Source organism: Vibrio sp. CB1-5 (assembly GCF_059412285.1).
Genome location: NZ_JBJHPB010000015.1, coordinates 43540 through 57873, shown reverse-complemented (window position 1 = coordinate 57873; position 14334 = coordinate 43540). Strand labels below are relative to the sequence as shown.

12 protein-coding genes are annotated in these 14334 nt (G+C 46.9%); 3 read left to right on the top strand and 9 right to left on the bottom strand.

Annotated features, from left to right (window positions below):
- Nucleotides 1-31: 31 nt before the first annotated feature.
- Entirely contained in the window at nt 32-1411 is a 1380-nt protein-coding gene (gene radA, locus ACJB0T_RS12340) for a DNA repair protein RadA (protein WP_338165214.1), read from the bottom strand.
- A gap of 255 nt (nt 1412-1666) precedes the next feature.
- Between radA and ACJB0T_RS12335 the strand changes: the two genes are divergently transcribed.
- Nucleotides 1667-4015 carry a PilZ domain-containing protein gene (locus ACJB0T_RS12335; protein ID WP_479291233.1) on the top strand — a complete coding sequence of 783 codons (2349 nt, stop codon included), beginning with the start codon at nt 1667-1669 and terminating at the stop codon, nt 4013-4015.
- 80 nt (nt 4016-4095) lie between these two features.
- On the opposite strand, the gene serB is transcribed toward ACJB0T_RS12335, so the two are convergent.
- Nucleotides 4096-5064: a phosphoserine phosphatase gene (gene serB, locus ACJB0T_RS12330; RefSeq protein WP_479291235.1), complete on the bottom strand. Its 969-nt coding sequence runs from the start codon at nt 5062-5064 to the stop codon at nt 4096-4098.
- Between the two features lie 107 nt (nt 5065-5171).
- On the opposite strand from serB, the gene ACJB0T_RS12325 reads away from it, so the two are divergent.
- A complete protein-coding gene (locus ACJB0T_RS12325) occupies nt 5172-5774 on the top strand; it encodes a YtjB family periplasmic protein (protein ID WP_479291237.1) in 603 nt (200 codons plus the stop codon).
- 70 nt (nt 5775-5844) lie between these two features.
- Here the strand turns inward: ACJB0T_RS12325 and deoD are convergent, their stop codons facing one another.
- From deoD to ACJB0T_RS12290, 7 genes are all read right to left on the bottom strand, one after another.
- Entirely contained in the window at nt 5845-6564 is a 720-nt protein-coding gene (deoD, locus tag ACJB0T_RS12320; protein WP_042496627.1) for a purine-nucleoside phosphorylase, read from the bottom strand.
- Between the two features lie 84 nt (nt 6565-6648).
- Nucleotides 6649-7869 carry a phosphopentomutase gene (locus ACJB0T_RS12315; RefSeq protein WP_479291239.1) on the bottom strand — a complete coding sequence of 407 codons (1221 nt, stop codon included), beginning with the start codon at nt 7867-7869 and terminating at the stop codon, nt 6649-6651.
- Nucleotides 7870-7884: 15 nt separating this feature from the next.
- Nucleotides 7885-9219 (bottom strand): thymidine phosphorylase, encoded by a 1335-nt coding sequence (gene deoA, locus ACJB0T_RS12310; protein WP_479291243.1) that lies wholly within the window; start codon nt 9217-9219, stop codon nt 7885-7887.
- Between the two features lie 159 nt (nt 9220-9378).
- Nucleotides 9379-10155 (bottom strand): deoxyribose-phosphate aldolase, encoded by a 777-nt coding sequence (gene deoC / locus ACJB0T_RS12305; protein WP_479291245.1) that lies wholly within the window; start codon nt 10153-10155, stop codon nt 9379-9381.
- Between the two features lie 456 nt (nt 10156-10611).
- On the bottom strand, nt 10612-11877 hold the full coding sequence (locus ACJB0T_RS12300) for a NupC/NupG family nucleoside CNT transporter (protein ID WP_479291248.1): 1266 nt from the start codon (nt 11875-11877) through the stop codon (nt 10612-10614).
- Nucleotides 11878-12082: 205 nt separating this feature from the next.
- On the bottom strand, nt 12083-12856 hold the full coding sequence (locus ACJB0T_RS12295) for a TatD family hydrolase (RefSeq protein ID WP_479291250.1): 774 nt from the start codon (nt 12854-12856) through the stop codon (nt 12083-12085).
- A complete protein-coding gene (locus ACJB0T_RS12290; RefSeq protein ID WP_112459605.1) occupies nt 12846-12971 on the bottom strand; it encodes a DUF5363 family protein in 126 nt (41 codons plus the stop codon). The genes ACJB0T_RS12295 and ACJB0T_RS12290 overlap by 11 nt, the downstream gene beginning before the upstream one ends.
- A gap of 324 nt (nt 12972-13295) precedes the next feature.
- On the opposite strand from ACJB0T_RS12290, the gene ACJB0T_RS12285 reads away from it, so the two are divergent.
- Nucleotides 13296-14291 carry a BMP family lipoprotein gene (locus tag ACJB0T_RS12285; RefSeq protein ID WP_353496960.1) on the top strand — a complete coding sequence of 332 codons (996 nt, stop codon included), beginning with the start codon at nt 13296-13298 and terminating at the stop codon, nt 14289-14291.
- The last annotated feature ends 43 nt before the right edge of the window (nt 14292-14334 follow it).

Here is a 14334-nt window from a genome sequence, read left to right as displayed (position 1 = left end):
TATTCTACCTGAAATCAGGCAAAAACCACCATTAAAGTTCATCAAATGCTGAAATCGCTTCTGAAAGCTTCTTCACGCCGTGGATTTGCATGCCTTCAATGCCGCCTTTTGGCATGTTCGCCGCTGGCACAATCGCTTTTTTAAAGCCATGTTTAAACGCTTCCATTAAACGCTCCTGGCCACTCGGTACCGGTCGAATTTCGCCGGCTAGACCCACTTCACCAAATACCACGACATCTTTTGGCAATGGTCGGTCACGGAAACTGGACAGCAGTGCCATAACCAAAGCAAGGTCGGCGCTGGTTTCTGTTACCTTCACGCCCCCCACTACATTAACGAATACGTCTTGATCCGCCATTTGTAATCCGCCGTGCTTATGCAGCACTGCTAATAACAAGGACAAACGGTTTTGCTCGAGGCCAACCGCCACTCGGCGCGGGTTCGCCAGTTGGCTATAATCCACCAGCGCTTGGATTTCAACAAGCAGCGGACGAGTCCCTTCCCAAACCACCATGACTGAGCTGCCCGAGGTTTCTTCTTCACCACGAGATAAGAAGATAGCCGACGGATTGCTCACTTCTTTTAAGCCCTGCCCTGTCATTGCGAATACACCCAGCTCATTCACCGCGCCAAAACGGTTCTTGTGGCTACGAAGTGTTCTAAAGCGGCTATCAGTACCCCCATCCAGAAGTACGGAACAGTCAATAATGTGTTCGAGAACTTTAGGGCCCGCCAACGTACCATCTTTGGTTACGTGGCCAACAATAAATATCGCCACGTTGTTTTGCTTGGCGTAGCGCGTTAACGCAGTCGCAGACTCACGAACTTGAGCCACACTACCTGGGGACGATTGAACATCGGCCACATGCATAACTTGAATCGAGTCGATGACCATCAGCTTTGGCTGTTCTTTTTCAGCGATTTGGCAAATACGATCAACATTGGTTTCAGACAGCATTTTGAGATGCTCTTTAGGTAGCCCTAAACGAGAAGCTCGCATCGCTACCTGCTGAAGCGACTCTTCGCCAGTGACATAAAGCGTCGGCATTTGCGAAGACAACCAACACATCGCCTGCAAGAGCAACGTCGACTTACCCGCACCAGGGTTACCACCAATCAGAATCGCAGCGCCTGGTACAACGCCTCCACCTAGCACTCTGTCTAGCTCCTTGAAGCCACTGGTAAAACGAGGGACTTCTTGCAAGTCTATCTCAGACAAGGTTTGGATCGTCGATTCGTTTGCACCACCAGCATAGCCCGTTAGTCGCTCGTTGCGCGCCACTTGAGGAGATGCCGCTAAACGTACCTCACTGATGGTATTCCAACTGCCACAAGCATTACATTGCCCCTGCCAGCGTGGAAAATCTGCGCCACAATCGTTACACACATAAGCTCTTTTCGCTTTTGCCATATTTTAAACTAACCTACTTACTCTGGTGCTCTAAATGCACTGGTTTGCATTAATGATTGATTAACCTATTAGTTTTGAGCTTCCAAACGCTCAAAGTATTGTCAAGATATGACAATACACAAAGAATAAGGTGAAAGAATACCTTATCTTTCTTGTACATACCGTTAAGGTTTTCGGCATGGTAGCCGATATAAGGCATTACGCTGTACTTATTTTGATGACATCCATCATCGCAGGGACACTTTAACAAAACTCATGCAGCAAACAGAAATACTTTCCATCACAGAGCGCTTGATCACAGCCTATCACGCAGAAGACTTCGATCTGGTGCTGAATCAAGTCACCGAAGGTGAATCTCCTTCTACCAAATTATTGGTAAAGATGGAGCTCAATCGTCTTATGGCCCCTTGTCATAAGCGCATCGATCTACGTGGCCGCGTATCGACTAACTGTCACGAATATCAATTGGACGGACTGTCTCACTGGCTCGACGATCGTGCATTTGACTCCTATCATCGACTAACCCGAAAATATGGCAGTTATACCGAAGGCGTGTGGGAGCTTTTGGTCGACAAAAAAACACTCAGTAACTTGGGTGATGAGCAGCGCAACGCCAACCGAGGCGATCTCACCGATCCTCAAAGCCCATATGCGGCGAGCCCAATAAACTTAGGTTATGACCTGAAGCGTAAAGAGTGTCGATTAAAAGTTGAATCGCAAGTTTCAATCACGCTAGAAAATGGAGAAAACGTTATTGGTCTGAGCGTTGACCTATCGAGCTCCGGAGCCAAGTTCAAAGTCCCAGGTACCTTTGACTACGATTTGGGCCAGATCATTAGCGTGAGTTTCGATGAACTTGCCGAAACCAGTCAGCTAAAAGAGATCACCAAGCCAATAGAGTATCGCGTACTCGGTGTCGATGGACTGCATGGCATCTCACCTGTGAAGTACTTACGTACCTTGAGACTGACTCGTACTAACGCCGTTGAGCTCGTGGTCAACAAAATGCTCAACACTGAGTCTAAAAAAGTTCGCCACGACAACCAAGACCGTATTACTCGTGCCCGAACACGCGGCTTTGAACACACCTACCTTAAGCACGCCTGCAATCTACCGCTATTTTTCAGCGGCAACGATCTTAAGGTCGCCCTGCTTACCGAAAACAACCAAGATATCTGGCGTTATTGGAACGACGAGCGTAACCAGCAATCACTAGCCTCATTATTCTCCACTGAGCGTATGGAAATGTTGGTAAAAGCCGGAATCAAAGGTTGTAGCAACGTTCTTTATACCTTTACTCATGAGCACAACGGCATGAAGCTGTTTTACTCAATGATGATGCCAGAAGCCGAGCGCCAAGAACGGCAACTGTTCTGGCATGTCGGTGGACGACGAGCTAGTTGGCGCGCATTCCGTCTATCGGTGTTTGAACTTTCCACCGATGACATGCTGACTATTTCGAAACATTACGGCGAACTGGTCGGGCACGATGAAAAACTGACCCATTTTGGCATTTTGCAAGAAATCAGTGACGATAAGTCGGCCAGCGACTACCTGTTTACAGAAAAGCCGCGTCTACCAGCGAGTACCCTGAACCGATTTAGGCACCCAAGAAATGTTAGATCTCAGCCACGCGGACTTTATTTTGATGCCAAATCTCGCCGCAAAGAGCCTAGATATCAGTTTCGTTCTCCATTAGTCATGACAACGCCGGAAGGTAGCACTCTATCTGGTGCCACAGTCGACTTATCCAAACATGGCGCCAGCATTCAGCTAAGTGAACCGCTCAACATCCCCTCGGGCTCGATTATCTCTGTCGACTATCTAGAGCTAAAGCGATACAACCAACGCATTCCGCTTAACCAAGTGCCATATGAAATCGTTCGCTTTTCGGCAGATCGAAAAACGGCGCACTTAAAGCTCGTCGAGTCCGGTAAGACCTTCAAAACCATCGCATTTTTCCGCGGCATTATTGAAAGTAATCAGGACAAACTGGTCGCTCAACAAGAGATATTACCAAGCTCATCGCTACTTGAAGCGCTGCATAATGTGCTGCTTGGAAAAATGGTGTCGACACCGGTTTATGTCGACAAACGAGGTACGTCTGTAAAATGCCGATCGGTTGGTGTTAACTTCCCACTACCTGGTTACTTGCAGTTTTTTGAACGCATTGGTCACGATCAAAAGCTCGCGCTCGAGCCTATTTTTAAAGGTCGCAGCAATTCACTATTAGCGGAACCACTGAAACGCAAACCGGGCGCCAAGCCTGTCGCATTCGAACTTTACATAGGTGTACTTAAGCTTGGAGACAGGATCCAATCGATTCACACCAAGGTACGCGACGAGTTTGAATCTACTCAGCAACGCATCAAGTTCATTAAAGATGCCCTCAATATGGGCGAACTCTATATTCTGCGTGTGACTTCTGGTCCCGTGTATGATGCGTTGACTACGCTGATGAAGAAAGACATTAATGAACTCTTGTCACTGAGTCTCAGTCACGCACGAAATCTCGAAAATGAAATGACTTCTATTATCGGCTACTGCGAGTTGGTGGATATCACGGAAGAAGTGTTGATTCGTTTAGAAATGAATAATAGCTAACTAAGAAGACGAATAGCTGTCAGAAAAACGGCCCTTACTCTAAGGGCCGTTTTTTATAATCGCTTCTATTTAAACTCAGCCTACCAGCCAATTTTTTTCTGCCTTGCCAGCAGTCCCGACAAGATACAAACAATCCCGCCCAAACCAGCATGCTTAATCGCAACTTGTGCCTGCGCTTCCACTTTCGGTTTCGCGTGATAAGCGATACCAAGTCCAGCAGCACCCATCATCACTAAGTCATTGGCGCCATCTCCAACCGCGATAGTGTTATGCGGCTCTATGTCATACTCTTCCGCAAGTTCTAGCAAGATGTCTGCTTTAGTTTGTGCCGATACCACATCACCTAAAACTTCACCTAACAGCTTACCGTCTTTGATTGCTAGTGTATTTGACTGGGCAAAATCCAAGCTCAACATCTCTTTGAGATGATCCGAGAAGTACGTGAAGCCACCGGAGGCAATCGCCGTCTTCCAGCCATAGCTTTGCAGCGTTTTTATCATCTCTTGCAGCTCTGGCATCAATGGCAGCGACTCACGTACCTCAGCCAAAATCGACTCATCCGCACCTTTGAGCGCAGCAACGCGTTGACGTAAGCTTTGCTCAAAGTCCAACTCCCCCTGCATCGCGCGCTCTGTCACTTCAGAGACCTGCTCACCAACGCCAGCGAGTATGGCGATCTCGTCAATACACTCAATTTGAATCGCAGTAGAATCCATATCCAGCACGATGACGCCAGGCTTGTTAAGATCGGGGACATCACACAAGCGCGCATAATCGACATTCAACTCATCCAATATTTGGCTATGCTCGGCGGTTAAGTTGCCTTCCATCAGTGCAACCTCATAACGACCGACTTGCCAAATATCTAAAATGCGTGTGGTTTCTCCAACGTAAAAGTCCAAATCGTTGAACACGTCTGTCGACAAGTACGGTGCGTACACAATCCATGTTGCTGTGCGTCGCTCTAAAGAATGAGCGAGAAGCGTCTCTGGGAATCGTTGTTTAAGTGGAATACGCTTACTGATTGCAAGCGGCTTAATAGCATCCATGGCTAATCCTTCCTTTAAATGTGCTCCCAAAACGTTACCTATTGCAATTTAGTTGTGCAAGCATCAATATGAACCAATTCGTCATTTCTTAGTACTTTTGCACTTTTATGGATGGTTCACTGTTTTCGTTTAGAAACTTTTTACGCTTAGTCGCGCTTTGTCTGATTGGTGCCATGGTGTTTTTTATCACCACCAACAGTGTGCTGATCAGTAAAGGCAACGAGCGTATTCAAGCCAATCAGCTCGAAGTTCTCTCTAAAGTTCTGATTTCTCAAGCCTCGCAATCGGCAAGACAGATGCTGATCGACCAAGATCAAGAGCGGCTTGGTGCTTTGACCAACCAGCTTGCTAGCGAACGCCTAGTACTTGATGCGACCGTGTATGATTCGGAAGGGGTCAAAGTTGCAGCCAGTGATGCAGAAAAAACGGTTCGTGACGTGTTAGGGCTCGATACCCCGCTGTCCACTGCGAGCATCGGCCGCCAGCAACTCGTCGAGCCAATCATTAACGACCACACTATCATTGGCTTCGTGCGCATTACCTTTGAAACCGGTAAAGTGACCGCCATCTCTGATCATCACTACCGCAAGAGTGATCGCTTTATGTACATGATGATCTTAATGAGTTTCTTATGTGGGCTACTGCTGATGGTACTGCTTCGCAAGCAGCCAAAGAACAAAGGCGAAAACCTACTGCTTAAGCAGCCCTAACGAAACAGTTAGCCAAAACTAAAAAAGCCTCGCATTCGCGAGGCTTTGTCTATTCACAAGGAGCGCTAAATTACTCAGCGTCACCCAGAAGAACAGAATCCAGTGCAATTTCCATCATTTCATTGAACGTAGTTGCACGCTCGTCAGATGTGGTTTGCTCACCCGTTTTAATGTGGTCTGAAACCGTACAGATAGCCAGAGCTTTCGCGCCGTACTCTGCTGCAACACCGTAGATGCCTGCCGCTTCCATTTCCACGCCAACAATGCCGTATTTGTCCATCACGTCGAACATCTCTGGATCTGGCGTGTAGAACAGCTCTGCTGAGAACAGGTTACCCACTTTTACGTCGATACCACGAGCTTTTGCTGCTTCTTCCGCATTTTTCACCATTTTGTAGTCAGCGATTGCTGCAAAGTCATGGTTCTTGAAGCGAATACGGTTCACTTTTGAGTCGGTACATGCGCCCATGCCGATAACAACGTCGCGTACTTTAATGTCTTCGTTTACCGCGCCACAGCTGCCCACACGAATGATCTTTTTCACGCCAAAGTCTTTGATAAGTTCAGTCACATAGATTGAGCACGAAGGAATACCCATGCCGTGACCCATTACAGAGATACGACGACCTTTGTAAGTACCTGTGTAACCGTACATATTACGAACATCACACACTTGTACAGCGTCATCTAAGAAGGTATCCGCGATGTATTTTGCACGTAGTGGGTCACCCGGCATCAATACTACGTCAGCAAAATCACCCATTTCCGCGTTAATGTGAGGAGTTGCCATTATTTTTTCCTTTATGTTGTTCGTGTAAATTTTAGGATTGGAGCAAGATACAGCTGAGTACCTAAGGTGCTCAGATGCTATTAATTATAGGAAGTTCTTCCCGTAATCCATTGAGGATGTACCAAAGTAGCTTGCAAGGCTTTGACCAATATCAGCAAAGCTGTCACGAAGGCCCAAAGAACCTGCTGGTACTTTCTGACCGTAGACGATAACAGGGATATGCTCACGAGTATGGTCAGTACCCTGCCATGTTGGATCGCAGCCGTGGTCAGCCGTCAGAATCAGTACGTCATCTTCTTGCATCAGTTCAATCACTTCATGAATACGAGAATCGAAGTATTCAAGCGCCGCAGCGTAGCCCGCCACATCACGGCGGTGGCCGTATGCTGAATCAAAGTCTACAAAGTTGGTGAAAACGATGGTGTTATCACCCGCTTTTTGGATTTGCTCTTTCGTCGCCTCGAAAAGCGCAGGAATACCGGTTGCTTTTACTTTTTGAGTGATACCGCAGTTAGCGTAGATATCGGCAATCTTACCGATGGACACCACTTCACCTTGCTTCTCTTCAACAAGCTTAGACAGCACAGTCGGTGCTGGCGGCTCAACAGACAGGTCGCGACGGTTACCAGTACGCTCAAATTGACCTTTACCTGCACCAATAAATGGACGCGCAATCACGCGGCCAATGTTGTAATCCTCTAGCTCTTCACGTGCAATCTGGCAAAGCTCTAGTAAGCGGTCAAGGCCGAAAGTCTCTTCATGACACGCAATTTGGAATACCGAATCTGCAGAGGTATAGAAGATAGGTTGACCTGTTTTCATGTGCTCTTCACCTAGGTCATCCAGTACTTGCGTACCTGACGCATGGCAGTTACCAAGGAAACCATCAAGGCCTGCACGCTCTAGAATACGGTCAGTCAGCTCTTTCGGGAAGCTGTTCTCTTTGTCAGTGAAGTAACCCCAATCAAACAGAACCGGAACACCAGCAATTTCCCAGTGACCTGACGGAGTATCTTTACCAGAAGATAGCTCAGCCGCGTGACCGTAAGCGCCGATGATCTCAACGTCGTCACGAAGACCCAAAGCTAGCTTACCTGTTGATTCTTTATGAGCCATCGCTAGACCTAACTTAGATAGGTTTGGTAGCTTCAATTCGCCGCTACGCTGGTCGTTGTCTGCCAGACCTTTCGCGCACTGCTCTGCAATGTGACCCATAGTGTCTGAGCCAACATCACCAAATTTGTCCGCATCCGCGGTAGCGCCAATGCCAAAAGAATCCAACACTAAAATAAATGCACGTTTCATAACTTCTCTCCGTCCTTATGCCAAGTCTTCCGCACGAATATGGCGGTACACACAAGGAGTTTCTGTATAAGATTCATCTGAGACAGTAATCGCTGCTTTCAGCGCATTTGCCGCCTCTTGCCACTGAGCTTCACTGCGAGCATGAATCATCGCAAGTGGCTTGTCTTGATTTGCCGTTTCGCCAAGTCTAATGAACTGGTCGAAACCAACTGCGTAATCGATAGCATCGGTAGCGACACGACGACCACCGCCCATACCTACTACAGCCATACCGATTGCGCGCGTATCCATAGCAGAAACGATGCCCTCAGCATCCGCAAACACCGGTTTAATGATTTCTGCTTTTTCTAAGTAGTTGTCGTAGTTTTCAACAAAATCAGCCGGGCCACCAAGACCTTTGACCATTTTGCCAAAACACTCAGCCGCTTTGCCGTTATCAAGTGCTTCGTTAAGCATAGCTTCTGCTTGCTCTGTATCTTCTGCAAGCTTAGCCAGCACTAACATTTCGCTACATAGCGCCATGGTCACTGCGTACAAACGTGGGTTACGGTATTCACCGGTTAAAAACTGCACCGCTTCGCGCACTTCAACAGCATTACCCGCAGACGATGCCAGTACCTGGTTCATATCGGTCAAGATAGCCGTCGTCTTAGTGCCCGCACCGTTAGCAACAGCAACAATAGAATTCGCCAGCTCTTCCGATGCTTCATAAGTTGGCATAAACGCGCCTGAACCCACTTTGACATCCATAACCAGAGACTCTAGGCCTGCGGCAAGCTTCTTCGACAAGATAGACGCTGTGATTAGCGAAATGTTATCCACTGTCGCAGTAATATCGCGAGTCGCGTAAACGCGCTTATCTGCTGGTGCAAGATCGCCAGTTTGGCCAATGATCGCCACGCCCGCATCCTTGGTCACTTCACCAAACACGTCGTTGGTAGGCGTAATGTTGTAACCCGGAATAGATTCCAGTTTATCCAACGTGCCACCAGTGTGGCCGAGACCACGACCAGAAATCATAGGGACAAAACCACCGCAAGCGGCAATCATAGGGCCAAGCATTAGCGAGGTCACATCACCAACACCACCGGTTGAGTGCTTATCGACAACCGGACCGCCAAAGTTCATATGGCTCCAGTCGATAACCATGCCAGAGTCACGCATAGCACAAGTCAGTGCAATACGCTCTGGCATGGTCATTTCATTGAAGAAGATAGTCATCGCAAATGCTGCAATTTGACCTTCCGATACCGTGTCTTTCGCAACACCTTGAATGAAGAAGTTGATCTCTTCTGCGCTTAGTTCATGACCGTCGCGTTTTTTACGAATTATCTCTTGTGGTAAATACATTAGTGCCTCCACAGCGAAGTGCTGAAGTACAGAATAAGTGTAGGGTAGATGTAGCGGAGGCTAGGAGTGGTGGGTTTTACCCCTCCTAGCCTCCCCTTATCAAGGGGAGCTAGAGGGGGTGAAGCGCAGAACCAACGACCTACACTCCCGCAAAGTAACTTAGTAAGCGCTTGGGTCCGCTGTTTCGTCAGTTACTTCTAATGTATTCAGTAGGTTCGTCAGTAGGCTTGATGCACCAAAGCGGTAGTGCATGTTGTCTGCCCAGTCTGCGCCTAGGATCTCGTCTGCCATTGCTAGGTATGCAGCTGCATCTTCTGCAGTACGTACGCCGCCAGCTGGTTTGAAACCCACTGTTTTTGCAACGTCCATATCACGGATAACTTCTAGCATCATGCGAGCGTATTCTGGCGTTGCGTTAACTGACACTTTACCTGTAGAGGTTTTGATGAAATCTGCGCCTGCTTTGATACAGATTTCTGATGCTTTCTTGATCAGTGCTTCTTCTTTTAGCTCACCGGTTTCGATGATCACTTTCAAAAGAATGTCGCCGCACGCTTCTTTACACTGTTTCACAAGCTCAAAGCCCAGTTCTTCGTTGCCAGCGATAAGTGCGCGGTATGGGAATACTACGTCTACTTCGTCTGCGCCGTAAGCAACTGCTGCTTTGGTTTCTGCTACAGCAATTTCGATGTCATCGTTGCCGTGTGGGAAGTTAGTTACCGTCGCGATACGCACTTCTGGTGTACCTTGTTCGCGAAGGGTTTTCTTAGCAATAGGAATAAAGCGAGGGTAAATACAGATCGCTGCTGTGTTGCCCACAGCGGTTTTCGCGTCGTGACATAGTGCGATCACTTTTTCGTTTGTGTCGTCGTCATTTAGCGTGGTTAGATCCATAAGTTTAAGTGCACGTAGAGCTGCTGATTTTAAATCGCTCATTTCTATCTCCGGTCAATATATTCAATTAATTATCTGACAAACACGTCAGCAATAAATGAACGGACTTGGTTCCTTGAAGACTCGGTATGGCAAACTCAATGCCTTACCAATTGCTATCCTTGTCACCGCACAGTACCTGCTCGTTAATATCACCTGATTCCTATCTGGGTGAGAACTGGCTCTGGCTGCATAACCCATGAGTCTACAATAAAGAGAAAACATCACGAGTTACTGAGTAGCCTATACAGTATAGGAGCAATATCTAAAACGGTAGTACTGATTAAAACGCAAACGGTTTGTATCTCAAAAAAGTTCCGTTGTCTATTCATATCCCAGAGTCCTATCTGGGTCATTGGAAGGTTCACCCCTCCAAATAACAAAAAAGCCCCGCAGCAATCTCTTGCTACGGGGCGATTTATAATGGCGTCTATATACTGTTTAACCTAACGCGAGCAATTACATGCCAGCTAGGGTTAGACAGAAGCCTGCAATCGTTGCAGCCATCAAGTTAGATAGCGTACCAGCGATTACTGCTTTCACACCCATGCGAGCGATATCACCGCGACGCTTAGGCGCAAGGCTACCCAGACCACCTAGTAGGATTGCGATAGAAGATAGGTTCGCAAAACCACATAGAGCGAATGAGATGATTGCCTTAGTTTTCTCAGAAAGAACAACTGGCGCAGCTTCGCTTAGGTAAGGGGCAAACTGAGAGTATGCTACGAATTCGTTAGCAACGGTCTTCATACCGATGAACTCACCTGCGATAGTCGCTTCAGACCATGGCACACCTAGTAGGAATGCTAGTGGCGAGAACAACCAGCCTAGAATCATTTCTAGACGTAGTTCAGGCATACCAACCCAGCCACCGATGCCACCAAGCATACCGTTAACTAGTGCGATAAGGCCGATGAATGCGATGAGCATTGCACCAACGTTAAGTGCTAGTTGAAGACCTGCTGATGCACCGCCCGCTGCTGCGTCGATAACGTTAGCTGGCTTGTCTTCGCCTTCTGCGCTCATGTCGTGTAGCTGTTCAACTGGCTCATCAGTTTCTGGCTTGATGATTTTAGCAAATAGAAGACCACCAGGAGCTGCCATGAATGATGCTGCAACTAGGTACTCGATTGGCACACCCATTGATGCGTAACCTGCTAGTACACCACCAGCGATAGAAGCTAGACCACCACACATTACTGCGAATAGTTCAGATTGCGTCATCTTAGGTACGAAAGGACGTACAACTAGAGGTGCTTCTGTTTGACCTACGAAAATGTTAGCTGCTGCTGACATAGATTCCGCACGAGAAGTCCCTAGTGCTTTTTGCAGGCCGCCACCAAGAATCTTGATAACCCACTGCATAACACCTAGGTAGTAAAGTACAGAAATAAGCGCAGAGAAGAAGATTAGTGTAGGTAGTACACGGAAAGCGAAGATGAAACCGCCGCCGCCGAATACTTCAAACATTTTACCTGATACTAGGCCACCAAATAGGAATGACGTACCGTCATTACCGTAGTTGATCACGTTAGATACAGCGTCAGAGAAGCTGCGTAGTACTTCTTGTCCCCAAGGAACGTAAAGAACGAATGCACCTAGTGCGAATTGGATAGCAAATGCGCCACCCACAGTTCTGATATTAATAGCTTTGCGGTTGTCTGAAAGCAGTACTGCGATTGCAATAAGTGCGACCATACCAACCAGGCTCATAAACAGGCTCATAGTTTATGACTTCCTTATAATTAATAATTTGGCGTGTAACAAAATTTGAAGCTCAAAAGCGGGGGCGATTATACAAACCCACAGAAAAGAAAGTAGTACCCCTCTCACACTTTCGTCCTGAACACATGGGAGATACACTAAAGTTTGCGATCTAGATCACACAAAGCAAGTGCAAACGATTTCGAATTCACAATTTAACGCATTTTTAATCACAAAATTTAAACGTCAATTTGCCATTAATTGACAGTTGTGAGGCAACCGTTTGCCCAGATTCATTTCGCAACTCAATTAAAGACGTTAGCACCATGTTTACCATTTTTGGTTCGTTCGCAAGCCCTTGATAGCCACTTAATGGCATATCAGGGGCATCCGTTTCTATTAACAAACTTTCCAACGGCAGAGCGGCGATAGTAGCGCGTGTTTTCTTAGCTCTTGGGTACGAGATCACACCGCCGACACCGATTTTTAACCCCATTTTGATGAAGTCCATCGCCTGTTGAACGCTGCCGCTAAATCCATGAACCACGCCACCGTATTTGGGAGGGTTGCGTTTTAATAACACCACGAGATCCTGATGCGCTTTTCGGCAATGGAGTAAAATCGGCAATTGGCTCAGGTTAGCAATATCAATTTGAGCGTTGAGATACTGTTTTTGCAGTGTTTCATTTTCTCGGCCGTGATAAAAATCCAGACCGCACTCCCCAATGGCGACACACTTTTGAGGCACCGCAGAGCCAATTCTCGAAGCCAAATTATCCAGACTGTGTTCACTCAGCTCATCGAGAAACTGTGGATGAAAGCCGAGAGCGTAATAGATGTCATCATTCTGCTCACTGAGCATTTGAACCGTTGCCCAGTTACTTTCATTAATAGCAGGGACAATAATTTTCTCGACCCCTTGCTGTCTCGCATCGCTGAGCACTTGTTGCAAATCTTTTTGCTGTGCGAGCAAGTCAAGATGACAGTGACTATCTATCATCGTCTTGTGGCTCTTTCTTGTATGGCACACAACTGCGCTTATTTTCTGGCGTTAAGCCTAGTGACTCACACCATTGGTCATATTTAGCAAGCCATCTCTTGAACAACTTCAACATGATGCTCCGTTCCTTCGTCAAAAAACATTGTAATCGATTGCAATAACAAGATGTTGCGCACCGATATACAAAGAATAGCTGTAATAGTTAGTGTTTTGTCACTAAGTTGTGACTTACACCTCAATGCTGCCATGCAAGGCGTTTTTTTTGCACACGCAAACGATAAAATGTCGCACATTGTTTGTAAACTGAACGGTTTGCTATCAGCATGACTGTTCGGATATTTACAAGCGACTACTTTCTAGGCACGAGTAATTTGGACATCGCCTAGCCTATCGAAACGTCAATGATGCCCCATCATTCGACACTATAAGGGAATTGATCGTGAAAAAAACTATTCTAAAAATGTCTGCACTCGCAGTGGCAGTAACTTCTTTTGGTGCATTCGCAGCAAAACCAGCAGTGGTTTACGATACAGCCGGTAAATTCGACAAATCGTTTAACGAAGCTGTATTCCAAAACGGTGTTAAAGTTTTCAATGCAGACAAAGGCATCAAAGTACGTGAATTTGAACCGCAGAATGAAGCACAGCGCGAGCAAGGCCTACGTCGTCTAGCAAGCCGTGGTTTCACTCCAATCGTGGCGGTCGGCTTTAACATGGCATCTGCTGTTGAAAAAGTCGCGACTGAATTCCCAGACATTCAATTCACTATCATCGATATGGTAGTAGACAAGCCAAACGTTCAATCTATCGTCTTTAAAGAGCACGAAGGTTCATTCCTAGTGGGTGCGCTTGCCGCTAAAGCGTCTAAAACAGATAAAGTAGGCTTCGTTGGTGGTATGGATATCCCACTGATTCGTAAGTTCGAGTGTGGCTACCGCCAAGGTGCGAAATACGCAAACCCACAAATCGAAACCTTCCAAAACATGACTGGCTCTACGCCAGCAGCATTTGCTGACCCAGCAAAAGGCTCTGAGCTTGCAAAATCTCAGTTCTCTAAAGGCGCAGACGTTATCTACGCAGCAGCTGGCGGCACAGGTATGGGTGTTTACCAAGCAGCGAAAGATGCGGGCAACTTCGCTATCGGTGTTGACTCAAACCAAAACCACCTACAACCAGGCACTATGCTGACTTCAATGGTTAAGAAAGTAGGCGTTGCCGCTTACAACACATGGGAAGATGCAGAGCAAGGCAATTGGGAAGCTGGCATCAAGGTACTAGGTCTTAAAGAAGGTGCGGTTGAGTGGGCATACGATGACTACAACAAAGATCTGATCACACCAGAAATGAAGACTTACCTAGACGGTCTTAAAGCTGACATCGTATCAGGCAAAATCGCCGTTCACGACTACATGTCTGACAACACATGTAACATCTAACGACTTCTCATTCAGAATGAAGGCCTAGGATTGGTATTTTTAT

Bases quoted from the DNA above. Each gene is read 5' to 3' on its own strand.
- radA (WP_338165214.1), bottom strand. From the start codon at position 1,411: ATGGCAAAAGCGAAAAGAGCTTATGTGTGTAACGATTGTGGCGCAGAT.
- ACJB0T_RS12335 (WP_479291233.1), top strand. From the start codon at position 1,667: ATGCAGCAAACAGAAATACTTTCCATCACAGAGCGCTTGATCACAGCC.
- serB (WP_479291235.1), bottom strand. From the start codon at position 5,064: ATGGATGCTATTAAGCCGCTTGCAATCAGTAAGCGTATTCCACTTAAA.
- ACJB0T_RS12325 (WP_479291237.1), top strand. From the start codon at position 5,172: ATGGATGGTTCACTGTTTTCGTTTAGAAACTTTTTACGCTTAGTCGCG.
- deoD (WP_042496627.1), bottom strand. From the start codon at position 6,564: ATGGCAACTCCTCACATTAACGCGGAAATGGGTGATTTTGCTGACGTA.
- ACJB0T_RS12315 (WP_479291239.1), bottom strand. From the start codon at position 7,869: ATGAAACGTGCATTTATTTTAGTGTTGGATTCTTTTGGCATTGGCGCT.
- deoA (WP_479291243.1), bottom strand. From the start codon at position 9,219: ATGTATTTACCACAAGAGATAATTCGTAAAAAACGCGACGGTCATGAA.
- deoC (WP_479291245.1), bottom strand. From the start codon at position 10,155: ATGAGCGATTTAAAATCAGCAGCTCTACGTGCACTTAAACTTATGGAT.
- ACJB0T_RS12300 (WP_479291248.1), bottom strand. From the start codon at position 11,877: ATGAGCCTGTTTATGAGCCTGGTTGGTATGGTCGCACTTATTGCAATC.
- ACJB0T_RS12295 (WP_479291250.1), bottom strand. From the start codon at position 12,856: ATGATAGATAGTCACTGTCATCTTGACTTGCTCGCACAGCAAAAAGAT.
- ACJB0T_RS12290 (WP_112459605.1), bottom strand. From the start codon at position 12,971: ATGTTGAAGTTGTTCAAGAGATGGCTTGCTAAATATGACCAATGGTGT.